The organism is Paraburkholderia sp. GAS333 (assembly GCF_050435665.1).
In the GTDB taxonomy this organism is placed as follows: Bacteria; Pseudomonadota; Gammaproteobacteria; order Burkholderiales; family Burkholderiaceae; genus Paraburkholderia; species Paraburkholderia fungorum_A.
Window position 1 is genome coordinate 134,287 of sequence record NZ_JBNDKS010000003.1, and the last position, 25,884, is coordinate 160,170.

Below are 25,884 nucleotides of genomic sequence, written 5' to 3' on the forward strand. Positions count from 1 at the left end.
ACCCCACGCCAACGTGCCGATGACCACACCGACACCCGCCCGCCCCGCCCAATCCCGCAGAAAATCTTTTCATTCGATTGCCCGTTTTGCCGCCGCAGTCACGGTCGTGTTCACGGCCACGGCCTGTGCGCGCCTTGCTACCGTCGATTCCAACGCGCTATGGAAGATCGTCGACATACGCTGTGTGCCGTCGCAGCAGAGCACTGGGACGCCCGGCCAATGCACGGTCGTGGATCTCGATAAACGCTATGTGATCCTGAAGGATATCGTCGGGCGCTCGCAACATCTGCTGATTCCGACCGACCGTATCACCGGAATAGAAAGTCCGTTGGTGTTGGCGCCTCGCGCGCAGGACTACTGGGTCGATGCGTGGGATTCGCGGCATTACGTCGAGAACGCAGTCAAACGTACGTTGCCGGACAATCAGCTCGGCCTCGAAATCAACTCGCCGTATCGGCGCTCGCAGAATCAGCTGCATATTCATATCGACTGCATGCGCGCCGATATCAGCGAAGCGCTCGCGCGCCACGCGAAAGATACGCCTGACAAATGGCGCTGGGACACGCTCGACGGCAATCGTTACCGGGTCATGCGCGTGACGTCCCTCGCTGACGCAAGCAATCCTTTCCGCATCGTCGCACGGGATAACCCGGATACGGTCGCGATGTCGCGGCAAACCATTCTGGTCACAGGTGCAGGACCTTCCGCCTCTGAAGACGGCTGGCTGATCGTGAATAGCGACATCGATCTGAAGAATGGCAGCGGCACGGCCGAAGGCCTGCTCGATCACGCTTGCCGCGTGGCGGACGCTCAATGAGCACCTGAAAAAAAGCGGCGTCCGCGTATTTGAGGCGGCCTATGCACGATTGCGCAGAAGCATTGCTCAACAAAATGGTTCTGGCATGACGCAATGATCCTTAGGATCGGTCCTGAACTTGCATTTTCTGACCGACTCTATGGCGATTTATCTCGACGACACGCAGCGCAAGACTCTAGCCAGACTGGCGACTAGCTGGGCATGGCGCACGCAATGGCCGACGTGGTTGCTGATCATCGTCATATACGGCGGGTGGTTTGGTGTGGCGTTGCACGCCCGCATGTTGGGGTTGCCGCTCACTGCGTTTCTGCTCGCGATACTCAGCACGTGGTTCATGTCGTTGCAGCACGAACTGCTGCATGGGCACCCTACCCGTTCGCCATTCATCAACGCGCTGCTCGGTTTTGCGCCACTGGCCGTGTGGTTCCCCTATCGTATCTATCGCGATTCACATCTCCGCCATCACGACGATCCGCATCTCACGCACCCTGAGCAGGACCCCGAAAGTTATTTCGTCAGCGAGCGCGAATGGCAACGGGCCGGTTCGTCGATTCGTGCGTTGCTCGCTTTCCGAAATACGTTTATCGGTCGACTGCTGGTCGGGCCTGCGTTCTCGATTGCAGCGACCGCCGCCGACGCGCTCAACAAGATCAGACAAGGCGATTTGCGCGACGTGCCCGCGTGGTTCGCGCATTTCGTCGCACTGGGGATGCTCGCGATCTGGCTGCAGCAGGTCTGTGCGATACCGGTATGGGTCTTTATTATCGGCGTCGGGTATGGAGCACTGTCGCTGGGTTCGATTCGCTCGTTTCACGAACATCGCGCCGCAAGCGAGCATGCGCACAGGACGGTGATCAACGAAGCGGCGTGGGGCTGGCGGATGCTGTTTCTGAACAACAACTACCACCTGGTTCATCACGATTTGCCGCATGTGCCGTGGTTCGCGCTGAAGGGTGTCTATCAGACGTCTCGCCAGCAGTACATTGAACGCTCGGGCGATTTTCTGGTGAAGGGTTACAGCGAATGGATCAGACAGTATATGTTTGCCGTTGTAGCTCATCCGGCACATAGCGGCACTGCTGCCGGCGTGGATTTTCTTCCGGCGACTGGCGACGATTTTGCCGGTCAATCGCGAGGGAAACTCAGAGCGGCCGGATGGTTTGGCGACGTGACTGAAGCTCACGTACCGACTATTACCGAACGCTAGACACCGGATTTATTTCTCTAACACAGGCGTTCGGAGCGGGACCAGTGAACTTGCCGGTCCCGTTTAACGCCTCGTCTATAACGGTTAGCGCGCCCGGTCGCTACGCATCATCGCCGCCAGAATATATCCGGCGATTCGCGGATTCTCCTTGATTCGACGGGTACTGTAGCCATACCAGTCATGTCCGTATGGAACGTAGACGCGCACGTTGAATCCCTGCGCCAGCAGTTCGTCGCGCAGCGGCTCGCAGACTCCCAGCAACATCTGGAACTCGAATCGCGATCTGTCGATGCGCTCGTGTTGCAGCCAGCCGATCAATGTATCGATCAGTTGTGCATCGTGCGTTGCGATACCCACAAACGATCCTGCCTGTATCGCGGTCGAAACGTGTCGAACGAAATGCGCGTTGATCGCGCTCCGGTCTGCCGACGCGCCGTCGACCAGATGCTCTTTTGCCTCGGCATAAATGCCTTTGCAAATACGCATGCGGCTCTTGCGAGTTTGCAACGAAACGATGTCATCGTAGGTACGCGTCAAATACGCTTGCAGCGCGATTCCGACTGGGTATGCATCGGCTTCGAGCATCGAGAACGCATCGAGCGTTTTCTGTGTGCAACCGAGGTCTTCCATATCGATGCACGCGGTGATCCTATGTGATGCCGCTGTTCGCAGGATCGCCGAGACTCGCGCCATGCAGGCCTTTTCGTCAAGATGCAAGCCTAGCGCGGTGAGTTTTATCGACAGTTCGGTACGCTCATTGTGTGAGCCGAGTGTCTCGACGAGATCGAGATAACTGCGAGTCATCGACTCGGCCTGATCCGTCGACGAAGCTGTCTCGCCCAGTACATCGATGGTGGTTCGCAAGCCTGCTGCATGGAGCACGTGCATGCGCTCGCGGACATCGCAAAGCGTTTCGCCAGCGATATAGCGGCGGGAGATCTTACGAATCAGCGAACGGGGAACGAGCGGGATGGCGTGAGCCGCCATCGTATTGAGAATACGCATGTTGTGGTCTCGTGAAAATGCAGTCGCGCGAATCGGAATGCGAGATGAAGATTCGTGCGACATCGCCGGACTGTTGTGAGAACAGGTCCGGGAGGAATGCGAGCGTGGATGCAGTGGCTGCATCGACACAGGCTTTCAGTGCGTTTTCGAGGGAGGCCAGGCAGCTGCGTACATGGTTTGGGTGGAATCTTTTGTCTTGACTACGGGATGAAGCTTGCGCTTGTCGTGTCTCTCTTCAGGCGCTGCGCATCGTAGCATGAATGAACGAGGTTAGAGCTGGGGCGCGCTGCACTGTGATGGGACAGCTTTCCTTCGGCAGCGCGGCGACATCAAAGCACGCGATAAGCGCGAAGCAGTCACTCAACCTGCTCGAAGGCGGCCTTGAGAAAAGAAGCAACTTCGTCAGGCGACTGCGCTTGCGCCTGAGCATCACCCCCCAGCGTGACGCCCCTCGTCAGGCAACGTTTCGATTCAGCGACAGCAGACGAACCAGTCAGCGCCTGGCCATTCCGCATCATCGTGAACTTTCTGGTATCGAGATCGTACGATCCATGGCATTCGCGTGCGCTGGTCGCGAGTGGCATCGTGCGTAGAGGTGTGGGTCTGTCGAAACCGTGGTATGCATCCGGGTACTCTTTCAGCGTGACCTGGGCGCCTTTCGAACGTAACTTGTCGGCATAGGCAATGCACGGCGGCGCTGGCGTGTAATTGTCCTTGCCGCCGACTAACATCAACACGGGTCCGCCATCCACATGCGCCGAATCATAAGAGATACCGCAAGACGGATAGAACGCGACATGCGCGGCGAAACGCAGATTGCCGTCCGTTGCGGCAATGTGAAAAGGCTCCAGCGATGAATAAAGGGCGGCGACACCGCCTCGCGAAAATCCCATGACGGCAATCCTCTGTTTATCGATGCGAGGATCCGTCGCCAACAAGCGCAGCGCGGCATAAGCATCGGCGATATCTGCTGTCATCGAAAGCTGTGCCTGGTCGTTTTCAGTATTTCTGATGCCACGCCCCGTAAAACTGTCGACGACAAAGCTGGCGTAACCCTGCGCATTCATGCGTCGGGCCCACACCCGCTCTCCCCGATTCACGCCGCTGCTTCCGTGCAGGATGATTACCGCAGGTACGGCGTGTGGATGGTTATCGGGAAGGGTGAGGTCGCCTTTAATGATTACCTTGTGGCCGGTGGCGTAGTGCGACAGAAAATCTGAAGTATTGACGGGCGTCACCGATTCGAAAGCGACGACGCCGCTGCGACCGTCCGCCAGCGAGGTCGTGACCAATGAACTGACTGGGATCGTCGAGGTACACGCCGCGACCAGGGGAGCCGTCATAACCGCAGACAGATTTCGAATGATGTGACGAAGCATCTTTTGCTTCATTGCTTGCGTTCTCACGTCCGCGTTGCGTGCAAACACCCGCAACGGTTTAAAGTCCCTTACCGCAAACGTCGCGTTATAAGCACCGAGTTGCGATGCAACGAAAGCATCATCGTGCTCATTGCGCATGTCGGTGACTTCAATTTTCATGATTGTCCGATCGAAGACCGTACGCCAATTTTTCGTACAGCGACCAGACATAGCCGCCGGGTTCTGGCTCCGGATACAGTCCCACGCGGATAAAGCCGAGCGACTCATAGTAGCCGCATAGCTTCGCGTTGTGGACGGCGCAGTCGAGTCGAACCAGAGCCCGGTTCAGACTACCCGCCATTTCAGCGCACCAATCAAGCATGAAGCTGCCGAGTGCACGTCCGTTGAAGCCTTTCCGCACAGAAATTCCATGCACATAAACGGCGATGGGTTCTTGTGGTCCCCAGTGTTTTTCATCGTCGAGATCGAGCGAAAAGGTGCCGACCGGAGTGTCATCCAGGTCGAGGACATACACATCTTTTTGACAGACATGGTTTCGCACCCACTGCTCGGAAAAGCCGTCCCCTTCCTTGCCCCACGCGTAATCGCGGTGCGCGACCTTCTTCGCATGCGCGTCGTTGCGAATCTGTGTGAGCGTCGGTACATCATCTGCCGTAGCGCGGCGGATGCTTCTGGAGGTCATCGCTTATTCCCCGTCGTGCAGCTTTCATGGACGACAGAGAAGATTAGCAGCGTGCCCTTACGTTGCGCCAACCAATCGCCAGAGTTCTAACTAACGATGTTGGAAAATTGAAAGACTGACCCGGCCCGAACGCATTGGGCGACGAGTGCTGCTTGAGTACTGTTAATTTGCGCAAATGGTAACGACGTCGCACTAAACAGGCCGTGTGATGCCGGTCGACCTGTCACGACGTCGCTACCCTACTTATAGGCTGTTACTGCCCTGCCGGCGACATGGTGGACGGTGTAGCCAGAGTGTTATGACTTCCGGGAAGGTTGGTAAGGGAAGTCGCACTGTTGGAGCTATTCTGCGGATTCGTATTCGACGCCCCGGCGCTCGTGCCGCTCTCCGAGTTGTTGGCGCCAGGTGTTCCGTAGCCGCTCGTTGCAGCGGCCGGCGACACAGTGGACGGAGTCGCCAACGTGTTGTTTTGTGCATAAGCACCGGCCGACAGCGTGAGTGCGGCAACTGCCGCGATTAATGTGCTGGTTGCCTTGATCATGACTCGCTCCTCCTTGATTGGACTGAAATTTCAACGCAAAACGGTCCATTGATGGTCCATTGATTCTTCCGCATGGCCGTCGTTTTGCGCGTCATTCGTGACGATCAGACTCGCTCGCCCCTTCGCGGTGGCGCACGTGCAGCAATGCAGTGATCTCCACTCGGCAAGTTTAGAAAAGTGGTCGCTGATAATTAAGCGCCTTATTCGCAAGGATGAATTTCTATTTTTGAATCGCCACTCTGGGCCTCCTTTCGCAACTGCCACGCGTACCCATATTTTGAGACGGTCGACAACATCCCCCTGCTCCGATAACACCGGTTTCGCACTGCGAGTCACGAGTTCGTCCATCAGATTTAAGGCGAAGTAGTCCGGCGCAAAGGAAGACCAGAACTTCAAACAACTTTATTCATTACAAATTTTTTCAAGCGGTTGCCGAGCACGATTAACTCCACCTGTCGATCGAAGAATGAATGTTCAAATCTCAAATTAACGATTGAAATCGCATAAGGCGTAGAACCTGGTATTACCGCACTCTTCGCGATTCCTGACAGAACAAGGGCTCCCTGCTGACAAACGCTGTTGAAATGAAAGAGTTTTCAGCACTTCACCACGGGTGGCGTTGTGATTAACAAAACGCGATATTTATTCATACCGCATTAATTTCAACAATTCCAAACTTTATTGCAGTCTTATTCTCACGAATTGAACAGCACGCGTAAAATCACAGCCTGTCTGAATAGAACAAAACATTTAGGAGATAGCAAAGTGCAAGCCGACGGAAAAGGTGCGGATGGGTCAGTGCTGTTTCCATTCAAGTTCGAGCAACCAGAATTCATCGGGCCACCGGCTCCGCGATATCGCAATCCATTCGCGTCGACACTGCTGTTTTTGTCGGGGGTTGGCCTGTGGGGTTCGGCGGCGCTTGGGGCAGGTGCACTGCTTTTTGGAGGCACTGGCTTCGGTGCGATCAACCAGCTGACCGATCTGTTCACGGTGGCAGCACCGGCTGCGGCAGGAGGCGTCGTTCTCCTCGTGCTCTACACGTTGATCCAGCAACCGTGGCGGGCGGGTCGCGGATCTCTCGCGTTTGCGCTGCAGGTTCCGTTTGCGCTATTCGTGTTGCTGATCGTGGGTCTTTTCGAACTCGATGCGCATCGAAGTGCAGCGCAAACCGAGCGGGAAGCCGCGCACCAGATCCGGCTCGCCGCCGACACCGACACCATGAACCGGGCCATTGCGAAAGACGATGTAACGGCCTTCGCGCCCGCCTATGCCGAGTGTGACGACTCCAGCATCTGCGGCGACTCGTGGGTGACTCAGGCGATACTTCTGAGCACGCCGCGCATCGCCGCAGTGACCCTGCAAGGCGTCACGCCCGCCACCTACTCCCAATTCGACAATCACAACATTCCGAAGATTTGCCGGTCAGGCGTGCTTTACAACGGGCAGGATTCATTGGCGTACCTGGTGGGGTTCAGGAACAGCCCTGCGATTACCGCACTCTTCGCGCCACTCTGGGGACCGGCGGATCGCGACAAGGCGTTTCTGGGCGCCGTCACGAGTGGATCGACCGATCTGATGGACACGCTCGTCACTCAGGGCGTCGACCCGCGCGCAATGCAGGCGAAAACGCCATCTGACGATCCGTATGCGAGCGCGGCTGCCGGCGGTGCATTCAAATCGATCCATTGGCTCGAGTCAGCGGGCGTCAAGGTGCAGACAGCCGCGTCGGCCCAAAATATGTGGACCAGTTTCGCCGACTGGGCAACTCGCGCGCCGCCCGAACTCGGAGCAAAAGGTATCGACGAGTGGCTCGCCGAAAGCAGCCGCATTCCGTACGCGCCGGGCGCGAAGCTCAGCCCTTCGGATGAACTGACGGCAGCGGTGCAGGCGCGCAGTCCGGCACTCGTCGCGGCGATGCTTCAGCGGGGCTATAGCGTCAAGGATCTGGCCGCCGGGGATCAGGCAAGCCTCAAGAGCGCTCAACCGCTGGCGATGCTGAAAAACCAGTGGGACCGGGGCCGATATTGCGACGAAGGAGACTGGAAAGCTGCGTGGTCGCTGAACTAGCGGTAACACAAAGGGCACGAACTTTCAGCGATACCGGCTGATCTCCAGACCCGCGCCAACCGCCAGCGATAAACTCTTCAGTCCCGGTTTCCCGCGCACGGTCGTGAGATAGCGCTTCGCGTCGTCATCGTGTGGCCAGTTCATTTTGGCCGCCACGATAATCGCGCCTGAATTGAGCTTCGGATAAACCGCCTCCAGGCACGGCTCATACAGATTCTTCCAGACATCGATCAGCACGAAATCAGGCTGGAATCGTAGATCCTCGATCAGAACGACCGCGTTGCCGATCTGGAAATCGACATACGCGGCGAGACCTGCCTGGGTGGACATGTCGCGTGCGTATGCCGACTTGTAGTCGTGTAGCTCGATCGTCGTGAGCCGCCCACCGGCCGCTCTGGCGGCATCCGCGAGCCAGATCGTCGAATAGCCGAACGACGTGCCGAGTTCGAGGATTTTCGGCGCACGCTGGCTTCTGGCCAGGATGTTGATCAGGCGCCCTGTTTCCTGCTCGGTTGAATACCGGCGGCGATTCGATTCCACCCGCGGCTGCTGTTGCAACTGCGAAGACTGCAACTGCGCCTTGCGCTGGGGCCGCGATGTCTTTCCGTCCGCATTCGCGCTGTCGACGGGCCCGTGATACGCGTCAAGCACAGCCAGAACGGCCTGCTCCATCTATTGCTCTCCCGCTTCGCTCACCGGCAACTGATCGCGCAGGTCAGCAGCCCGACCGCACCGGCAACGCCGATCCCCGCTCCAAGGCCGAGCGTTTCGAGCGACGTCGCACAGCCCTGCAGACTGCCGACACATACCAGGGTAATAGCCAGTAAGAAGTGCCGGCCACGGTTGCGCATCGCCGTTCGGGGTCTACTGTCAAGGATCATTTTTTCGCCGTCCATCGTGGGTCTATCGTTCGTTCTGAGCCAGGTAAAATTGCTGGAGCGAGTGTAGCCAGCACCCTCACGCTCAAAACGGACGAATACCGGGGCGAAAAGCGAATCCACTTACCAAAGGTTCCCCCTTGTATTCATTTGCCAGAAAAGGCGGCTCTGCACGCCGCGCGCGGCTTTTTATCGCCAATGCCGGTTCTCCCACATACCTGATGCTTACAACTCGTCATCCTGTGGACTTAGACGTGCGAGGGGAGATCGCCATGTCGGTCTATGTCGATGAAGGGTTCCGGCCCTGTGTTACCGAGTGCAGGACGGTTGCGTTCCGCGTGTGCTGCGACGATCGTGCACAGATTTTCGAGGTCAGCGCCGAGGCGCTGATGACCTTCTGCGGCGCCGCGAGTCAGCGCAAGCAGGACCTGCTGGTCGCGTTCGAAGACGCGCAGCAGGAAATTCTCACCGTGGCCGCCCGAAAGTGGACCTTCAGACCGACCGAGCCGGTGCGGCTCGATCTGGATGAATTCCGAATGGTCAGACATTAGGTATGCAAGAATTGCGTCCATGACCTGGATCGCCGCGCTGCCGATGTACAACGTGACGCCCGCCCTCGCGCTCGAGTGGCGCGGGTGGCTCAGCGACGTGCTGCACGCGGTCAAGCCAACGTGCCGCATCGTCGAGCCGGATGAAGAACTGCACGGCTTCTGGCGGCGGCCCAATCTTCTGATTTCGCAAACCTGCGGCTTCCCGTTGATGCACGGCTTGCACGAGCAGGTTCAACTGATCGCGACACCGCGTTTCGACGCGCCTGGCTGCGAAGGCGCGCACTATTCGAGCGTGCTGGTGACGCGCGCGAGCGCGCCGTTCGATTCGCTGGCTTCGTGCCGTGGCGCGCGCGCCGCCTACAATCAGGACGATTCGAATAGCGGTATGAACGTGTTTCGTCACGCGGTCGCGCCGCACTCGCGGGCGGGGATGTTTTTCAGCGCTGTGCTGCGCACCGGTTCGCATCTCGGTTCGCTACAGGCCGTTGCCAGTAATCGTGCGGACGTGGCCGCGATCGACTGCGTGACGTTCGCCTTCGTCTGCGATGAATTGCCGGAACTGGCCCGCCAGGTTCGGCCTATCGGCATGACGGCGACGTCGCCCGGATTGCCTCTGATCGCGTCGGGCACGGTGCCGCAAGCCACGATCGAAGCGTTGCGCGAGGCGCTGAACGAGACGCTCGAAATTCGTCCCGAGCGTGCAAAACGCCTGCGTTTGCAGGGCTTTTCCGTTCTCTCTCTCGCCGACTACGAGCGGATCCGACAACTCGAAAGCGAAGCGCGCTCAGCCGGTTATCCGCGCCTCGCCTGACCGGCGCTTCAGTGCTGCACGTCGAGCACCAGAAGCTGCGCACCGTCGCTGACCTGATCGCCCACGGCGTACAGCACCTCCGACACCGTACCCGCCGTCGGCGCGCCGATCGTGTGCTCCATTTTCATCGCTTCCATCACGATCAGCGGCGTGCCTTTCTCCACGACGGCGCCCGGTTCGACCAGCACTGCGATCACCTTACCTGGCATCGGCGCGGTTAAACGGCCCTCACCGCCTTCCACGTCGGCCGCATGAGCGAGCAGGTTCTGCCACTCGAACGCGAGCGCCTGCCCGAGACAGAACACGTGGAACGTATCGCCATCGACGAACACGCGGCCGGTTGCCCGCGCGTCGCCTATCGTCGCGCAGAACTCGTGTTTGCCCGTGCCGTTCGACCAGGAAAAGCCTTCGCTCAGGCTGTCGTGTTCAAGTGTCTGCGAGCCGCCGTTGCGCGCGAATGTGACGGTAAACACGTTGTCATCGTCGAGGTTGCGCCAGCCCAGTGTCTGCGTGTAGCCGCCATTCAGACGCCAGTGCGACAGCGCATCCCAAGGCGAGGCACCGTGTGCGCTGCCGCCCTCGCGGGTGAGCAACGCGGCGCAGGCCAGCGCGAGCGCCTCCCTGAAGGGCTTTTTTATCGGCGCGAACAGCGCGTCGTGATGACGTTCGATCAAGCCCGTGTCGAGATCGCCGCTCGCGAACGGCTCGCTCGTCACGATACGCTGCAGGAATTCGACGTTGGTATGCAGCCCGACCACCTCGCACGCGTGCAGCGCGCGACTCATGCGCGCCAGCGCCTCTTCGCGCGTTGCGCCGTGAACGATCAGCTTGGCGATCATCGGATCGTAGAACGGCGTGATCGCGTCGCCTTCGCGCACACCGCTGTCGATCCGCACGGGCGCCTTGCGGCCCGATTCGCCCAGACCGGCGGCATCGATTGAAAATTCCACGCCTTCAGGCATGCGCAAATGCTTGAGCGTCCCCGTCGACGGCAGAAAACCGCGCGCCGGATGTTCGGCGTAAATGCGGGCTTCGATCGCATGGCCGTCGAGTTTCAACTGCTGCTGCGTGAGCGGCAACGGTTCGTCCGCGGCAACCCGCAATTGCCATTCGACGAGATCCTGGCCGGTCACCATCTCCGTCACCGGATGCTCGACCTGTAGGCGCGTGTTCATTTCCATGAAATAGAAATCGCCGCTGCCGGTCATGATGAACTCGACCGTGCCCGCGCCGACGTAATCCACCGCGCGCGCGGCAGCGACCGCCGCCTCGCCCATTTCACGTTTGATTTCAGCAGAAAGTCCCGGCGCAGGCGCTTCTTCCAGCACCTTCTGATGACGCCGCTGCACCGAGCAATCGCGATCGAACAGATACACCGCGCCGCCGTGACGATCCGCGAAAACCTGCACTTCCACGTGACGCGGCCGTGTCAGATACTTTTCGATCAGCACGCGATCGTTGCCAAAGCTGCTCGCGGCCTCACGCTTGCAGGACATCAGCGCGGCGGCGAAGTCCTCGCTGCGTTCGACCACGCGCATACCCTTGCCGCCGCCGCCGGCACTCGCTTTGAGCAGCACCGGATAGCCGATTGCGTCGGCCTCGCGATGCAGCAGTTGCGGATCCTGATCGTCGCCGTGATAGCCGGGCACGAGCGGCACTGCGGCTGCGTGCATCAGCGCCTTGGCCGCAGCCTTCGAACCCATCGCAGCGATAGCCGCCACCGGCGGTCCGATGAAGACGATACCGGCCGCCTCGCACGCGTGCGCAAAGTCTTCGTTTTCGGACAGGAAGCCGTAACCCGGATGCACCGCCTGCGCGCCGGTAGCGCGCGCGGCTTCGATGATCCGTTCGATGCGCAGATAACTTTCCGCCGCCGACGAGCCGCCGATATGCACCGCTTCATCGCACGCGGCGACGTGTTTCGCCTTGGCGTCGGCGTCGGAATAGACGGCCACGCTGGCAATACCGAGCCGCTTGCAGGTCGCGGCGACGCGGCACGCAATCTCGCCCCGGTTCGCAATCAGGATCTTGTTGAACATGAGTGTCTCGATGAATTGGGCCGTACGGAGTGGTTGTTCTGATGTGAGGGCGACTCGCGTTTCAACGTCGGCTTTCGCGTCAGTTGCGCCAGCCTGGTGCGCGTTTTTCGAGGAACGAGGCCACACCTTCGCGGCCTTCCGCGCCGGCCCGCGTACGTGCGATGCGCGCGGCCGTGTCTTCGATCAGCGCATCGTTCAACTCGCGGCCCGCGACATCCTGCACGAGTTGCTTGCACGCTCGCACTGCTTGCGGTCCGTTTGCGCAAAGCGTCCCGGCGATCTGCTTCACAGTCGCGTCCAGTTGATCGACCGATACCGCTTCGCTGACAAAGCCGAGACGCAACGCCGTCGCGCAATCGAAGGCTTCCGCCGTGGTGAAATAGCGGCGCGACGCCTGCTCGCCCAACGCGCGAATCACGTACGGCGCGATGGTTGCGGGGATCAACCCGAGCCGTGCTTCGGACAGGCAAAAGTGCGCGCTATCGACAGCGACCACGATATCGCACGCCGCGATCAGGCCCATGCCGCCCGCGTAAGCGTCGCCGTTCACGCGTGCGATCACCGGCTTGTTGCAGCGATAAACCGACGACAACATGGTCGCCAGCCGCATCGCATCGGCACGATTTTCATCGTCCGAATAGGCAGCCATTTTCTTCATCCAGTTCAGATCGGCGCCCGCACAAAACGCCTTGCCGTTCGCCGCGAGCACGACCGCGCGCACGTCGTCGCGCGAGTTCAGCGACGTGAAAGCCGAGGTCAGATCGGCGATCATCATTTCATTGAACGCGTTGCGCACGTCCGGGCGATTCAGCGTGATAGTGGCGACCTGTGCGTCGAATCCGAATTCCAGCGTCTCGTATTGCATACGTTGCGGCTCCTTCGAATGGCGCGCAATCACATTCTGAACACGCCGAAGCGTGTGTCTTCGATCGGTGCGTTCATGCTTGCAGAAAGGCCTAAACCGAGCACGTCGCGAGTTTGCGCGGGGTCGATCACGCCGTCGTCCCACAGACGCGCGCTCGCGTAATACGGGTGCCCCTGGTGTTCGTATTGCTCGCGGATCGGCTGCTTGAACGCCTCTTCTTCGTCAGCGCTCCACGAACCGCCCTTGCCTTCGATGCCGTCGCGCTTGACTGTGGCAAGCACCGACGCGGCCTGCTCGCCGCCCATCACCGAGATGCGCGCGTTCGGCCACATCCACAGGAAGCGCGGCGAATACGCGCGGCCGCACATGCCGTAATTACCCGCGCCAAACGAGCCGCCGATGATCACCGTGAACTTCGGCACCTTCGCCGTTGCCACAGCCGTCACCATCTTCGCGCCATTGCGTGCAATGCCTTCGTTTTCGTATTTGCGGCCCACCATGAAGCCGGTGATGTTCTGCAGAAACACCAGTGGAATCTTGCGCTGGCAGCACAGTTCGATAAAGTGCGTGCCCTTTAGCGCCGACTCCGAAAACAGAATGCCGTTATTCGCGACGATGCCGACCGGGTGTCCCCAGATATGCGCGAAGCCGCACACCAGGGTCGTGCCATAACGGGACTTGAATTCGTCGAACGCGGAGTCGTCGACGATACGCGCGATCACCTCGCGAATATCGAAGGGCTTACGCGTATCGACGGGAATAACGCCGTACATGCTTTGCACGTCGTAGCGCGGCGGCTTCGGTTCCTGCAACACCACCGGCACCTTCTTCGCGCGATTCAGATTGCCGACGATACTGCGCGCAATTCCCAGCGCATGCGCATCGTTCTGCGCGAGATGATCGACCACACCGGATAAACGCGTATGCACGTCGCCGCCGCCGAGATCTTCCGCGCTCACCACTTCGCCGGTCGCGGCTTTGACGAGCGGAGGTCCGCCGAGAAAAATCGTCCCCTGATTCTTCACGATGATCGACTCGTCGCTCATGGCCGGCACATATGCGCCGCCCGCCGTACACGAGCCCATCACGACGGCGATCTGCGGAATGCCCGCAGCGGACAGATTCGCCTGGTTGTAAAAGATGCGGCCGAAGTGATCGCGATCGGGGAACACGTCGTCCTGATTCGGCAGATTCGCGCCGCCTGAATCAACCAGGTACACGCACGGCAAGCGATTTTCCGCCGCGATTTCCTGTGCGCGTACGTGCTTTTTAACAGTGACAGGATAGTAAGTGCCGCCTTTGACCGTTGCGTCGTTGCACACGATCACGCATTCCTGCCCCGCGATCCGGCCTATGCCTGTGATGACGCCCGCGCCGGGTGCGTCGTTGTTGTACATGGCGTACGCGGCGAGCTGCGAGAACTCGAGAAACGGCGTGCCCGGATCGAGCAGTTGCGCAATCCGGTCGCGCGGCAGCAGCTTGCCCCGGCCCGTATGTTTGTCGCGCGCCGCCTGGCCGCCGCCGAGCGACAGTTGCTCGACCTTCGCCCGCAGATCGGCGACCAGCGTTTCGAGCGCCGCCGCGTTAGCGCGAAAGTCGTCCGAACGGGGATTCAGCTTTGATTCGATGATCGGCATTTGGGTAACGTCTCCGGTTCGCCGCTTTTTATAGGCCGGTTTTTAACGCGTGTTTTGCGCGTGTTTCTATACATCAAGCCGTTTCGGCAAACAGTTCGCGTCCAATCAGCATCCGGCGAATTTCGCTCGTGCCCGCGCCGATTTCATAGAGCTTCGCATCGCGCCACAACCGGCCGACCGGGTACTCGTTGATATAGCCGTTTCCGCCGAGAATCTGGATCGCTTCGCCCGCCATCCACGTGGCTTTTTCAGCGGTGTAGAGAATCACGCCCGCGCAGTCCTTGCGCACCTGGCGCACGTGCTCCTTGCCGAGCGTGTCGAGTTGACGGCCCACCGCGTACAGATACGCGCGGCACGCCTGCAACGTGGTGTAGAGATCGGCTACTTTGCCCTGAATCAGCTGGAATTCGCCGATGGACTGGCCGAACTGCTTGCGGTCGTGGATATACGGCACCACCGCGTCCATCACCGCGACCATGATGCCGGTCGGGCCGCCCGCGAGCACCGCGCGTTCATAATCGAGTCCGCTCATCAGCACTTTTGTGCCGCCGTTCAACTGGCCGAGGATATTTTCTTCCGGCACTTCGACGTTCTCGAACACCAGTTCGCCAGTGTGCGAGCCGCGCATGCCGAGCTTGTCGAGCTTCTGCGCCACCGAAAAGCCCTTCATGCCCTTCTCGACGATAAACGCGGTAATGCCGCGCGAATTCGCTTCGGGATCGGTCTTCGCGTACACCACCAGCGTGTCGCAATCGGGACCGTTGGTGATCCACATCTTGGTGCCGTTCAGCACATAGCGGTCGCCCTTTTTCTCCGCGCGCAGCTTCATGCTGACCACGTCGGAACCCGCGTTCGGCTCGCTCATCGCCAACGCGCCGACATGTTCGCCCGACACGAGTTTGGGCAGGTACTTCTGCTTCTGTGCATCGGTGCCATTGCGGTGAATCTGGTTCACGCACAGATTCGAATGCGCGCCGTACGACAGACCGACCGACGCCGACGCGCGCGAGATTTCTTCCATTGCGATCATGTGCGCGGTATAGCCCATGTTCGCGCCGCCGTATTCTTCCGACACCGTCATGCCGAGCACGCCGAGATCGCCGAATTTACGCCACAGGTCCATCGGAAACTGATCGGTGCGATCGATTTCCGCCGCACGCGGCGCGATTTCTTTGGCAGCGAATCCCGCGATGCTGTCACGCAGCATTTCGATTTCTTCGCCGAGCGGGAATTGCAGACCGGGCAGATTGGGCATTGCGGTGTCTCCAGAGTTCGTTGGCGGCCGGTTCGCTCCGATGGGCGCCGGCTTGTCCCGTGGCGGCTTCGCGGACGGCCGTTGCCTTATGGGCCTTGGCTCGTCCCGCTCGAAGCGCAGCAGGTTCCACACGCATTTCACGCCAGATTGACGTATGCGTCAATAGGTATTTTTGAGTGTTACTCAGAAAATGTTTCCTGACGGCCCACAGGCTTGCTGACGTGCTAGGATCGCCTCCATCGGTCCTGAATGGCCGAATTTATCGAAGATAATCTGAATCTTACTCATATGACGGTTGCATCGAACCCCGAGTCACCTGTTTCGCGCCGTCAGCCGGCCGGGCGCAAGTCGCAGCAGCGCGTGAAAGAAATTCTTCAGGCGGGGCGCGACGTGTTCTCCGAGAAAGGCTACGAGCGCGCGACGACCGCGGAAATCGCGCAGCGGCTGGGCATTTCCGAGGCCACCGTGTTCAGCTATTTTCGCGGCAAGCGTGAGTTGTGCGCACGGGTGATCGGCGACTGGTACGACGAGATCATCGAAGCGATCGAGTCGGGCCTGCCGCGCGACGGCAACGTGCGTCAGCAGTTCGCGTTCATCGTGCGAACGCATTTACGGTTGATGCTGGTCAATGGCACCGATCTGTGTGCGCTGGTGTTGTCCGAGGGGCGGGCGCGCCATCACGAATTGAGCGAGGCGCTAACCGAATTGCAGCGCCGCTACACGGCTCCTCTGATGCGGGTACTGGCGCAGGGTCAGGAGAGCGGCCAGATCCGCGCGGATGTGCCTCTGCGGCTGTTACGGTCGATGGTGTTCGGCCCGATGGAGCACGTGCTGTGGGACGCCACGCTGACGAACCGCCAGATCGATATCGACGCGACGGCGGATCAGTTAATCGACGTATTGTGGAGCGCGCTCACGCCGCCGGATCTGGCGGTGAATGCGTTGCAGCAGTTCAGGGTGGAAGTGGCGGAGGCGAGCCGGCGGTTTGAAGAGAACGCGCGACATGTGCAGGACGCAAGTCGCGACCAATAGAGAAATGCGTTTCCGGCTCTTCGTAGTGGTGATGGGTTGCGTCTGTTTGTCGGGCAAAATCCATCGGGCAAAAAGAAGCTAATCTACAACTTCCCCGATGCCGCCAGATGGAGAGCCAACGTGCCTGAAGCGAAACCCGCGAAATCCACCAACATCCGTATCGGCATCGGCGGCTGGACCTACGCCCCGTGGCGCGGCACCTTCTACCCGGACGATCTCACGCAAAGCCGCGAACTCGAATACGCGAGCCGGAACCTCACGTCGATTGAAATCAACGGGACGTTTTATGGTTTGCAAAAGCCCACGAGCTACGAGAAGTGGTATCAGGAAACCCCCGACGATTTCGTCTTCTCACTGAAAGCCCCGCGTTACGCGACCAACAGAAAAGTGCTCGCCGACGCAGGTGAAACGATCGAACGGTTCTTCGCGAGCGGCGTATTGCTGCTCAAACAGAAACTCGGCCCGGTCAACTGGCAGTTCGCGCCAACCAAAAAATTCGATCACGAAGACTTCGAGGCTTTCCTGAAACTGCTGCCTGCAAGCATCGAAGGCCAAAAGCTGCGGCACGCCATCGAGGTGCGCAACGATACCTTCAAGACACCGGAATTCATCGCGCTGGCGAGAAAATACAAGGTCGCCGTGGTGCTCGCGGGCGACAGCGAGTACCCGCAAATCGCCGATATCACCGCGCCCTTCGTGTACGCGCGCATCATGGGCACGACCGACAAGCAGGCCAAAGGCTATTCAACCAAAGCACTCGATGCATGGGCCGAACGCGCGAAGCAACTCGCGGCAGGCACCACGCCAGACGATCTGGAAACGTCAGCGGAACCATCGGGCAAAGCGGCGGCACGCGACGTGTACCTGTATGTGATCAGCGGCTTCAAGGAGCGCAACCCCGCTGCGGCGATGGCGTTGATCAAGAAACTCTGAGCACGCACGATCCCGGGGCCACACGCGAGTGTCATAATCGCGCCAGTGAAGTGACGCACGCAGGATGCAAACATCACGCAAGCGCAATCCAAACGCACCGCAAAACAAGCGCGAAATCGACCCATCGACACTCGCCTAACCAGGCCACGAGGCCACCCCACTACCAAGGTCCCGGAGAACATTTTGAGCGCCATCGACAATCCTTTGCACGATCAGGAAGTCGGCTCGGCCGACGCCACCCAGGACACCACGCGCATCGACGACGTACGGATCGGTGCGGTACGTCCGCTGATTTCCCCCGCGCTGCTACAGGACGAATTGCCGGTGCCGCCCGCCGTGCAGACGCTGGTCGAGAAAACCCGCGCGGAAATCGCCGACATTCTGCATGGCCGCGACGACCGGCTCGTGCTGATCGTCGGCCCGTGCTCGATTCACGATCACGATCAGGCGATCGAATACGCACGCAAACTTAAGGCCGCCGCGGACACCTATAAAAACGATCTGCTGATCGTGATGCGCGTCTACTTCGAAAAGCCTCGCACCACCGTCGGCTGGAAAGGCTATATCAACGACCCGCGTCTGGACGGCAGTTTCCGCATCAACGAAGGTCTGCGGCTCGCGCGGCAACTGCTGCTCGATATCAACGGACTGGGGCTGTCCACCGCCACTGAATTTCTCGACCTGCTCAGTCCGCAATACATCGCGGATCTGATCGCGTGGGGCGCAATCGGCGCGCGCACGACCGAGAGCCAGAGCCATCGCCAACTGGCGTCGGGGCTGAGTTGCCCGATCGGCTTCAAGAACGGCACCGACGGCGGCGTGCAGGTCGCGGCGGATGCGATCGTCGCGGCGCGCGCAAGTCACGCGTTCATGGGCATGACGAAAATGGGCATGGCCGCGATTTTCGAAACGCGCGGCAACGACGACGCCCACGTGATTCTGCGCGGCGGCAAGAAAGGACCGAACTACGACAGCGCGTCGGTGGACGCCACCTGTGCGTCGCTCAAGTCAGCGGGACTGCGCGAGCAGGTGATGATCGACTGTTCGCATGCGAACTCGGGCAAATCGCATTTGCGTCAACTGGATGTGGTGCAGGATATTGCGCAGCAATTGTCGCAGCGTGAGAACCGCATTGTCGGCGTCATGCTGGAAAGTCATCTGGAAGAAGGCCGTCAGGACCTGAAAGCCGGGGTGCCGTTGCAGTACGGCGTATCGATCACGGATGCATGCGTGAGCTGGGCACAAACCGAACCGGCACTCGCCACACTCGCCGACGCAACCCGCAAACGGCGCACAGCTTAAGCGCAGCCGCCTGGAGTCGAATCTGCGGAGCCGGGCAAGCCTGGCGACACGGAGCGAGGTTCGCTCCACTTCGCCGCTCAGGCACACGCGCCGCACCAGCCGCCGATGCTTGCTGCTTACCGGCGTTGGGCAGCGCGTGACTCCTCACGCCCGAGACATCGCCTTGCGCGCGCCAGACAGCGCGCGTGGATGCTCCAGCGTGAAGCGCGTTGCATTACGACGCGTTGACGGCTTCCTTGAACGCCTTGCCGGCCGTGAACTTCACCGTCTTGGCTGCCGCGATCTGGATCTCTGCACCCGTCGACGGGTTGCGGCCCACGCGTGCTGCGCGCGCGCCGGTCGAGAAAGAACCGAAACCGACGAGTTGCACCGTATCGCCGCTCACCACAGCTTTGGTGACCGCTTCGACGATTGCGTCGATGGTCTGGCCGGTGGCCGCTTTGCTTTCGCCCGTCGCTGCAGCGACTGCATCAATCAGTTCCTGTTTGTTCATAGCACTTCCCGTATGGTAATCATGGAACCGGCGCCACATCTGAGGCGCCGGGACCGACACACTAACGCATAGGCGAGCATTCGCGCAAACTGTCGGTGTAAGGCTTGTATCTCCCGCCCAGAGCCAATTTGACGTTTTTTTGCTGCAAAGTGCCATAAGAATCGCGCGCTTACGCGTTTATCCCGCTTTACGCGCTCGTTCAGCAGATCACAATCCGTTGCAATTTCAGTGCTTTAGCACGACGCAAAGCGCCGCTGGCCGGCTTTCTGGCCGCCTCAGGGTCGAGCGCGGCGAGTGGGAACTGCCGCTCCCGGCGTCTGACAAGTTAAGAATCCGGGAGGAATAAAAAAATGAAATTTCGCCATATTGCAACATGCGCGCTGCTGGCTTCACTGCTCGGCGCGATGTCCGCCAGGGCTTTTGCCGGGGATGCAGACGGCTGTGCGACCCTGGTCGGCGCCACCTCGCCGGACACACCGCAAGGCTTTCATCTTCGTGACGGCGAGCCTGTCGATCTGGTTGGCGGCGGCAAAACGGTCCACGGCAAACTGCTGGTCTTCGCCGACAACGGCGTGTTTCGTGCGTACTGGCAGCCTCAGAACAGCCCGGAGAAATATGTGCTCGCGAATGCAGGCACCGACGCCGTCCGGCTGGTATCGACCCCCACGCAAGGCACACCGGCCAAAGATGGCGAACCCGGCACGCCGCTTGCACCTCAGCGCGTGCTGTCGTGTCCGGCGCTGTAACGCGAGCGCTGGCCCCTACGGAAAACCCTCTCCGGCACAAATGACATAGACGAGCGGCGGCAGGTCGTAGTTACCGGCTGCCCATCGTCCCATGGAATCCCATTGAATTTCCCACTGACGAGCTATCAAGGTCGCGCCCACGGTGCCGTTATCACTGCGTGTGGCACATAAACGTTAAAGGGATGTGAATGGTTCGGCTAGCCAGATTCAGGGAAGCGCTATCGATCGCACAAGGCGATCCCGATCTCGTGCGCTCGCAGCTCCAGGCATTCAGCCGTCAGATCCCGCTCATCTATTTCATGCTGGTGGTCAACACGCTGGCGGTCGCGGTCACGCATCTGCAGAGTGCCCCGGCGTGGCTGTCCATCTATATGCCCGCCGCGTTCTGCGTGCTGTGCATCGCGCGCGGCGTGCATTGGTGGAAGCTGCGCCATCGCGTCATCACCGACGATCAGGCCGTGCCCGAACTGCGTCGGCTGATTGCTTTCGCGAGCCTGTTCGGCATCGCCTTCAGCTGCTGGTCGCTTTTGCTGTTCCCGTACGGCAGCGCCTTCGAACAGTCCCAGGTCGCGTTCTATATGGCGACCACGATGGTGGGCTGCGTGTTCTGCCTGATGCATCTGCGCGCGGCTGCGCTACTGCTGTTATCCATCGTCATCCTGAGCTTTTCGGGCTTCCTGATTTACACGCGCTCGCCGGTGTTCATCGCGATGACGATCGACATGGCGCTGGTTGGCTTCGCGCTCGCGGTGATCATCCAGTTGTATTACCGGACCTTCGCAGGCGTGGTTCACGCACAGCGCGAATTGCAGTTGAGCCAGCAGAAAACCCAGCGTCTGAGCGACGACAACTTCCGGCTCGCGAGCATCGACAGCCTCACTGATCTGCCTAACCGGCGCAGCTTTTTCGCGTCGTTGCGCGCGATGTCGGAGCAGGCGCTCAGCACCGGCGACGGCTTCAACGTCGGGCTGATCGATCTCGACGGCTTCAAACAGGTGAACGATATTTATGGCCACGCCTGCGGCGATCTCGTGCTCCAGGAAGTCGGATTGCGGCTACTCGCGCTCGCGGAACCGGGTCTGTTCTTCGCTCGTTTGGGGGGCGATGAATTCGGCATCCTCGTGCAATACAAACTGTCGAACGAGAGGTTGGTGGAATTGGGGCAGCGCATTTGCGACGCGCTCAGCTACCCCTACCGGGTGGCGGGCAACGTCGCGGAACTGTCGGGCACGATCGGCTGGGCCGCGTTTCCCGAAGCAGGCGTGACGGTCGCGCAGGTGTTCGAACGCGCGGACGCCGCGCTCTATGTCGGCAAGGAAGGCCGTCGCGGCACGCCGGTGATCTTCTCGACCGAACACGAAACCCGCATCCGCCGGTCGAGCCTCGTCACTCAGGAACTACGTCACGCCGATCTCGAATCGGAACTGTTCCTGGAGTTCCAGCCGATCTACGATCTGCACACTCATCGTCCGACCGGCCTTGAAGCGCTCGGGCGCTGGCATAACGAGCGGCTCGGCGCGGTCAGGCCGGAGGAGTTCATCCGCATCGCGGAGCGCACCGAACTGATTCTGCGCATCACCGAAATACTGCTGCACAAAGCGCTCGATGAAGTCGCGCGCTGGCCGTGCGAGCTGTATCTGTCGTTCAATCTGTCGGCGATCGATATCTCCACTTCGGCGCGTGCCCGGCGTCTGATCGATATCGTCACGCAGAGCGGCGTGCCGCCGCATCGCGTGTCGTTCGAGATTACGGAGACGGCCGTGACGCGCGATTTCGAACAGGCTCACAGCGCGCTCACAATGATCAAACAGGCAGGCTGCCGCGTCTCGCTCGACGACTTCGGCACCGGTTATTCGAGCCTCAGCTACGTGCACCGCCTGCCCTTCGATACGATCAAGATCGACCGCAGTTTCGTGACCGACGTCGACACCAACAGCGCGTCGAAGAAGATCGTCAAGTCGGTGCTCGACCTGTGCCGCAACCTCGGGCTGGAATGTGTGGTCGAAGGACTCGAAACGGCGACGCAAGCCGAGGTCGTCAGGACACTCGGCGCGAGCGCGGTGCAAGGCTATCTGTTCAGCCGGCCGATGCGTGCGAGCGCTGTGGCCGGTTATCTGCAGACGGCGCTCGCGCAGGCTTATGCGGTGGAAGCGCAGCCTTGAGCGGTCTCGGCCGCGTGTTGTATCCCTGCCGTATCCCGCGTGCCCATGCCGTGACCGGGACCGGGACCGCGCCCTAACGCGGCCCGGCGCCATATTCCAGCTTCGGATACCAGTCGGGCGCGCGTCCTTCGGGCGTCGTGTCGAGTATCGTCCACAGTGGATTCAGATCGGGCGCACCACGCGGATCTTCGCCTGGATCGGCGGTCGACGGCCCCATCTCCTCACCCCAAAAATGGCGGATCGTGCCGTCCGAACGCCTGAAAACATTCAGCGCCGGCACGTCGTCGCCGGTCGGGTCTTCGCCCGCGTAATCGCGATTGAACGTGTTGCCGCCCGACGAATAAAGCTTCAGATACCGCCAGCCCCGCTCTTTCGCAAAGGCCGTGAGCTTGCCGATCGGCGCGCGGCCGATCACGGCAAACGCGACGCGTTGCAGGATGTCGGGCATGCCGCCGTCGTACGCGCTCAATAGCGACACGCACATCGGGCATGGCCGCGTGCGCTGCGGTCCGAACATCCAGTTATAGGTGACGAGCGTGTCGTGCTCGCCGAACATGTCAGACAGCGTGACCGGTCCGGCCTCGCTGTCGAAACGGTAATCCTCGGGGACGACGCCGCCGGGCGGCAACGCGCGCCGCTGTACGGCCACCCGTTCGATGTGGCGACGCAATTCGATTTCCTCGGCGAGCAACGCGTTGCGCGCACTGCGATAGTCGGCGCTCTCGCCGGGGAAGCGCGGCGGCAGGTCGGCGAGTTGCGCGGCGGGTATCAGGGTCTGTGCGGATGTCGGTACATCGGTCATTGGCCATCTCCTCTATCGGTGAAAGATAAGGGCGCGAGTGCGGCGCAGCATGGCGGCGCTGGCGTTTTATCTCGTCCCCTATCTAGCCACGACGAATGGGGATACGGCAAATCGACAGACGGTCAGTCTATTTTCCGGTGCATGTCGGCATCCTTGCCGCCTTCGCCCATCAAGGTATGCTCTCGCAAAACAGCGCACACCGTCCCTGGGGATGCCACATGCCGCTTCGTCTGCCGCCGCTGCCCGCGCTTCGCTTTTTCGAAGCGGCCGGCCGGCATCAAAGTTTCAAGCTCGCCGCCGCCGAACTGAATGTCACGCCGAGCGCCGTCAGTCACGGCATCGTCGGACTCGAGCAGGCGCTCGGCGTCGAACTGTTCGTGCGCGAGCCGCGCGGCATTTCGCTGACCGCGACCGGCGCGGATTACCTGTCGTATGTGTCCGAAGCGTTTTCGCTGATCGCCATCGGTACGCAGCGTCTGCCGAACCATCGCGCGGATCGCCCGATTGCGCTGAGTTGCGCGCCGACCTTCGCGTCGCGCTGGTTGTTGCCGCGCCTGGCCGGCTTTCGCGCGCGCTGGCCGAACGTGAACGTGAGCGTGGACACCTCGCATCGGCAAGTCGGTTTTCCCGTCGATGGCTTCGATTTTGCGATTCGCCTGAGCCGTGCGCCGGTTGCGGGCGCTGCGTGGACCCGCCTGTTCGGCGAGCGTTTCGTGCCCGTGTGCAGCGCGGCGTATCTCGCCACGCTGCGCGAAAGTCATGACGAAGGCGGCAATAAGATCGACTGGCGACGCGCGACGCTCATCCACGTCAATGCGGCGAGCGAGGACTGGCAAAGCTGGCTGGATGCAGCGGGCGTCGAAGGAATCGATCCCGCGAATGGACTGCGTGTCGACACGATTCAGCTTGCATTCGAGGCGGCCACAATGGGCCTCGGTATCGCGCTCGGCAGAAGACCGCTGGTGGACAGCGATCTGGCCAGCGGCGCGCTGGTCGAAGCCTGCGCGCCGACGCTGGCGTCCGCCGGAGCGTACTGGCTGGTGAGCGCGGACAACGTGGAGCGCCGCCCGGAACTGTTCGACTTCAGACGCTGGTTGATCGGCGAGGCGGAGCATGTCGACACGTCTCCCGAAACACCCGACGTAGCCACGCGCGACGGCGCCAATTAATCGCGCTTCGACATCCGCACAGGTGAGCCACGCTCACCTGTCGTCGCCATCTTTTCCTTTGCCGCGCCCGACGCTCGCTGCGACCATTCCGGTCAAAGGAGATCAAACCATGTCGAGCGCAAACAGCAGACGCTTCACCCCCGCCTTCAACACGACGACCGTCGTGATCCTTGCCGGTGCGCTGATCCTGAGTGCGGCCATGGGCATCCGGCAGACTTTCGGGCTGTTCATCGGCCCGTTCTCGTTCGACCGCGGCCTGCCGGTCACGCTGATCGCCTTCGCGATCGCGCTGCACAACCTGGTATGGGGCTTCGCACAACCGTTCGCGGGCGCGGCGGCGGACCGCTACGGCTCGGCGCCCGTGGTCGCGTTCGGCGCGACCACCTTTGCCGCCGGCCTCGGCCTCGCGGCGGTGGCGCCGGGGGGCGCGATGCTGATCGTCGGCATGGGGCTGCTGGTGGGCATCGGCGTGAGTTGCACGACGTTCGGCGTGGTATTGCCGGCAGTCGGCCGGGTGGCGACGCCGGAACAGCGCAGCATGGCGATGGGAGTGGTCAGCGCGGGCGGCTCGGCCGGGCAGGTGCTGATGATTCCGCTGGTCCAGAGCATCCGGCTCGGGTCGGGGATTGCCGCGTCGCTGTTCGCGCTGGCCTTCCTGATGCTGCTGGTCGCGCCGCTCGGCATCGTGCTCGACCGACGCGCAAAAGTCGGCGCTACCGTTCGCGAAGCACCGGCCGTGCCGCTGCGCGAGGTGCTTGCGCAGGCGAGCCGGCATCGCGGCTACCGTCTGCTGACGCTCGGTTTCTTCACCTGCGGATTCCAGCTTGCGTTCATCTCGACGCATCTGCCCGAATATCTGACGCTGTGCCATATGCCGCTCGGACTCGGCGCGACCGCGCTCGCGCTGATCGGCCTGTTCAACATGGCGGGCAGCTGGGGATGCGGATGGCTCGGCGGACGCTTCCGTCAGCATCATGTGCTCGGCTGGCTCTATCTGATCCGCAGCGTGACGATCGGCGCGTTCTTTGTGCTGCCGAAAAGCGCGACGTCGGTGGTGATTTTCGCGGCGATCATGGGGCTCACCTGGCTCGGCACCGTGCCGCTCACCAGCGGGCTGGTCGCGAAAGTATTCGGCACGCGCCACCTCGGCAGCCTGTTCGGCGTGTGCTTTCTGAGCCATCAGATCGGCTCGTTCCTCGGCGCGTGGCTCGGCGGGCTGGTGTTCGATCTGACGGGGTCGTATTCGTTGCTGTGGGAAGCGACGGTGGTCAGCGGACTCGTCGCGGCGCTGCTGCATTTTCCCATCGACGACTCCGCGGTGACCACGCCCGGGTTGCGCTCCCAGCCCGCGGTTGCCTAAGTTTTGTCGCATCGCGGGAGACGCTAATGCAGCCGCTATCGTCTAGACTTCCCTGATTCTCAGGGAGCATGAGCCGAACCACGACGACCGGCGTCGACCCAATCGACACCACTGACATCACCAACCCGATCGCGGCGGCGGCGCTTAC

General features: G+C 60.9%; 24 protein-coding genes. 12 read left to right on the forward strand and 12 right to left on the reverse strand.

What is annotated here, in order from left to right; translation table 11 throughout:
• Nucleotides 1-19 precede the first annotated feature (19 nt).
• A complete protein-coding gene (locus ABH945_RS16450; protein ID WP_083380068.1) occupies nt 20-817 on the forward strand; it encodes a CDP-diacylglycerol diphosphatase in 798 nt (265 codons plus the stop codon).
• 139 nt (nt 818-956) lie between these two features.
• The gene (locus ABH945_RS16455; protein WP_429251195.1) at nt 957-2,024 is read left to right on the forward strand and encodes a fatty acid desaturase; all 1,068 of its coding nucleotides are present in this window, start codon (nt 957-959) and stop codon (nt 2,022-2,024) included.
• Between the two features lie 84 nt (nt 2,025-2,108).
• Here the strand turns inward: ABH945_RS16455 and ABH945_RS16460 are convergent, their stop codons facing one another.
• The 4 genes from ABH945_RS16460 to ABH945_RS16475 all read right to left on the reverse strand — a co-directional run bounded on the left by ABH945_RS16460 (nt 2,109) and on the right by ABH945_RS16475 (nt 5,631).
• Complete coding sequence (locus ABH945_RS16460) at nt 2,109-3,029, reverse strand: proline dehydrogenase family protein (protein WP_429251196.1); 921 nt, start codon at nt 3,027-3,029, stop codon at nt 2,109-2,111.
• A gap of 356 nt (nt 3,030-3,385) precedes the next feature.
• Nucleotides 3,386-4,567, reverse strand: coding sequence for a dienelactone hydrolase family protein (locus tag ABH945_RS16465; RefSeq protein ID WP_429251197.1), 1,182 nt, complete (start codon nt 4,565-4,567; stop codon nt 3,386-3,388).
• Nucleotides 4,557-5,090, reverse strand: a complete 534-nt coding sequence (locus ABH945_RS16470; protein WP_429251198.1) for a GNAT family N-acetyltransferase — start codon at nt 5,088-5,090, stop codon at nt 4,557-4,559. The genes ABH945_RS16465 and ABH945_RS16470 overlap by 11 nt, the downstream gene beginning before the upstream one ends.
• A gap of 253 nt (nt 5,091-5,343) precedes the next feature.
• Nucleotides 5,344-5,631 carry a hypothetical protein gene (locus ABH945_RS16475; RefSeq protein WP_074769380.1) on the reverse strand — a complete coding sequence of 96 codons (288 nt, stop codon included), beginning with the start codon at nt 5,629-5,631 and terminating at the stop codon, nt 5,344-5,346.
• Nucleotides 5,632-6,396: 765 nt separating this feature from the next.
• On the opposite strand from ABH945_RS16475, the gene ABH945_RS16480 reads away from it, so the two are divergent.
• Nucleotides 6,397-7,701 (forward strand): hypothetical protein, encoded by a 1,305-nt coding sequence (locus tag ABH945_RS16480; protein ID WP_429251199.1) that lies wholly within the window; start codon nt 6,397-6,399, stop codon nt 7,699-7,701.
• Between the two features lie 24 nt (nt 7,702-7,725).
• Here the strand turns inward: ABH945_RS16480 and ABH945_RS16485 are convergent, their stop codons facing one another.
• Both ABH945_RS16485 and ABH945_RS16490 read right to left on the reverse strand, forming a co-directional pair.
• Nucleotides 7,726-8,373, reverse strand: a complete 648-nt coding sequence (locus ABH945_RS16485; protein WP_429251200.1) for an O-methyltransferase — start codon at nt 8,371-8,373, stop codon at nt 7,726-7,728.
• A 20-nt stretch (nt 8,374-8,393) separates the two neighbouring features.
• Complete coding sequence (locus tag ABH945_RS16490; protein WP_143026356.1) at nt 8,394-8,597, reverse strand: hypothetical protein; 204 nt, start codon at nt 8,595-8,597, stop codon at nt 8,394-8,396.
• A gap of 254 nt (nt 8,598-8,851) precedes the next feature.
• Here ABH945_RS16490 and ABH945_RS16495 point away from each other — a divergent pair, with 254 nt between their 5' ends.
• On the forward strand, nt 8,852-9,130 hold the full coding sequence (locus ABH945_RS16495) for a DUF1488 family protein (protein ID WP_074769388.1): 279 nt from the start codon (nt 8,852-8,854) through the stop codon (nt 9,128-9,130).
• Nucleotides 9,131-9,149: 19 nt separating this feature from the next.
• Complete coding sequence (locus ABH945_RS16500; protein ID WP_429251201.1) at nt 9,150-9,941, forward strand: phosphate/phosphite/phosphonate ABC transporter substrate-binding protein; 792 nt, start codon at nt 9,150-9,152, stop codon at nt 9,939-9,941.
• An 8-nt stretch (nt 9,942-9,949) separates the two neighbouring features.
• Here ABH945_RS16500 and ABH945_RS16505 read toward each other — a convergent pair whose 3' ends face one another.
• The 4 genes from ABH945_RS16505 to ABH945_RS16520 all read right to left on the reverse strand — a co-directional run bounded on the left by ABH945_RS16505 (nt 9,950) and on the right by ABH945_RS16520 (nt 15,737).
• Nucleotides 9,950-11,980: an acetyl/propionyl/methylcrotonyl-CoA carboxylase subunit alpha gene (locus ABH945_RS16505; RefSeq protein WP_429251202.1), complete on the reverse strand. Its 2,031-nt coding sequence runs from the start codon at nt 11,978-11,980 to the stop codon at nt 9,950-9,952.
• Nucleotides 11,981-12,059: 79 nt separating this feature from the next.
• Nucleotides 12,060-12,845 (reverse strand): enoyl-CoA hydratase/isomerase family protein, encoded by a 786-nt coding sequence (locus ABH945_RS16510; RefSeq protein WP_074771157.1) that lies wholly within the window; start codon nt 12,843-12,845, stop codon nt 12,060-12,062.
• A gap of 29 nt (nt 12,846-12,874) precedes the next feature.
• Nucleotides 12,875-14,482 (reverse strand): carboxyl transferase domain-containing protein, encoded by a 1,608-nt coding sequence (locus ABH945_RS16515; RefSeq protein WP_429251203.1) that lies wholly within the window; start codon nt 14,480-14,482, stop codon nt 12,875-12,877.
• A 73-nt stretch (nt 14,483-14,555) separates the two neighbouring features.
• Entirely contained in the window at nt 14,556-15,737 is a 1,182-nt protein-coding gene (locus ABH945_RS16520) for an isovaleryl-CoA dehydrogenase (protein WP_074769396.1), read from the reverse strand.
• Nucleotides 15,738-16,025: 288 nt separating this feature from the next.
• Here ABH945_RS16520 and ABH945_RS16525 point away from each other — a divergent pair, with 288 nt between their 5' ends.
• The 3 genes from ABH945_RS16525 (at nt 16,026) to ABH945_RS16535 (ending at nt 19,004) form a co-directional block, all read left to right on the forward strand.
• Entirely contained in the window at nt 16,026-16,769 is a 744-nt protein-coding gene (locus ABH945_RS16525; RefSeq protein WP_074771158.1) for a TetR/AcrR family transcriptional regulator, read from the forward strand.
• A 120-nt stretch (nt 16,770-16,889) separates the two neighbouring features.
• Nucleotides 16,890-17,702, forward strand: coding sequence for a DUF72 domain-containing protein (locus tag ABH945_RS16530; RefSeq protein ID WP_429251204.1), 813 nt, complete (start codon nt 16,890-16,892; stop codon nt 17,700-17,702).
• Between the two features lie 183 nt (nt 17,703-17,885).
• Complete coding sequence (locus tag ABH945_RS16535; protein WP_429251205.1) at nt 17,886-19,004, forward strand: 3-deoxy-7-phosphoheptulonate synthase; 1,119 nt, start codon at nt 17,886-17,888, stop codon at nt 19,002-19,004.
• Nucleotides 19,005-19,218: 214 nt separating this feature from the next.
• On the opposite strand, the gene ABH945_RS16540 is transcribed toward ABH945_RS16535, so the two are convergent.
• Nucleotides 19,219-19,497, reverse strand: coding sequence for an HU family DNA-binding protein (locus tag ABH945_RS16540; protein ID WP_042324988.1), 279 nt, complete (start codon nt 19,495-19,497; stop codon nt 19,219-19,221).
• Between the two features lie 350 nt (nt 19,498-19,847).
• Here ABH945_RS16540 and ABH945_RS16545 point away from each other — a divergent pair, with 350 nt between their 5' ends.
• Entirely contained in the window at nt 19,848-20,243 is a 396-nt protein-coding gene (locus ABH945_RS16545; RefSeq protein ID WP_429251206.1) for a hypothetical protein, read from the forward strand.
• 188 nt (nt 20,244-20,431) lie between these two features.
• Complete coding sequence (locus tag ABH945_RS16550) at nt 20,432-22,405, forward strand: putative bifunctional diguanylate cyclase/phosphodiesterase (protein WP_074769404.1); 1,974 nt, start codon at nt 20,432-20,434, stop codon at nt 22,403-22,405.
• Between the two features lie 73 nt (nt 22,406-22,478).
• Here the strand turns inward: ABH945_RS16550 and ABH945_RS16555 are convergent, their stop codons facing one another.
• Nucleotides 22,479-23,207: a DUF899 family protein gene (locus ABH945_RS16555; RefSeq protein WP_429251207.1), complete on the reverse strand. Its 729-nt coding sequence runs from the start codon at nt 23,205-23,207 to the stop codon at nt 22,479-22,481.
• A gap of 218 nt (nt 23,208-23,425) precedes the next feature.
• Here ABH945_RS16555 and ABH945_RS16560 point away from each other — a divergent pair, with 218 nt between their 5' ends.
• Both ABH945_RS16560 and ABH945_RS16565 read left to right on the forward strand, forming a co-directional pair.
• Complete coding sequence (locus tag ABH945_RS16560; RefSeq protein WP_429251208.1) at nt 23,426-24,376, forward strand: LysR substrate-binding domain-containing protein; 951 nt, start codon at nt 23,426-23,428, stop codon at nt 24,374-24,376.
• A 109-nt stretch (nt 24,377-24,485) separates the two neighbouring features.
• Complete coding sequence (locus tag ABH945_RS16565; protein WP_429251209.1) at nt 24,486-25,736, forward strand: MFS transporter; 1,251 nt, start codon at nt 24,486-24,488, stop codon at nt 25,734-25,736.
• Nucleotides 25,737-25,884: the final 148 nt, after the last annotated feature.